Origin of the sequence: Asaia sp. SF2.1, from assembly GCF_000505765.1 — a bacterium.
Lineage (GTDB): Bacteria > Pseudomonadota > Alphaproteobacteria > Acetobacterales > Acetobacteraceae > Asaia > Asaia bogorensis.
Window position 1 is genome coordinate 63,155 of record NZ_AYXS01000011.1, and the last position, 414, is coordinate 63,568.

The 414-nt window shown below is 59.7% G+C and carries 1 pseudogene; it reads left to right on the plus strand.

Annotated features, from left to right (window positions below):
- Nucleotides 1-111 precede the first annotated feature (111 nt).
- Nucleotides 112-414, plus strand: a pseudogene (locus tag P792_RS37535) (hypothetical protein); the annotation flags it as partial.

The window sequence follows — 414 nt, forward strand, 5'->3', positions numbered from 1 at the left end:
TCGCGACTGAACGGCAAAAAGGGCGGAAGACCGCCGAGAAACGTCAATCCATCGCCGCAGCACGACCCGCGCCAACGTACCGCCATGATGCCGATCTCAGGAGGAAAAACCGTGTCTCGTGAAACCCAGCACAAAACCCAAGCATCCTACGCGCGCGATAAGCTTAGCTTAGCTTGTAATATAAGCTCTGAAGATAAAGCTAAGCTTGGGGCGCAGGTGAGTGACGCGCAGATCGACACGGCTTATCAGCGCATCGGCCCCATGACGTTCGAGGCGGCCGGGTTCGACCCGGCGCGCGACATGGGCAATTACCGCATCGTGCGCCAATGGGTGGCCGATGCCCTGCATGACGGATTGAGCGCCGAGGAAACCGAACGGCTGATCCTGGGCGTGGTGGAAACCGTGGCGGAACGT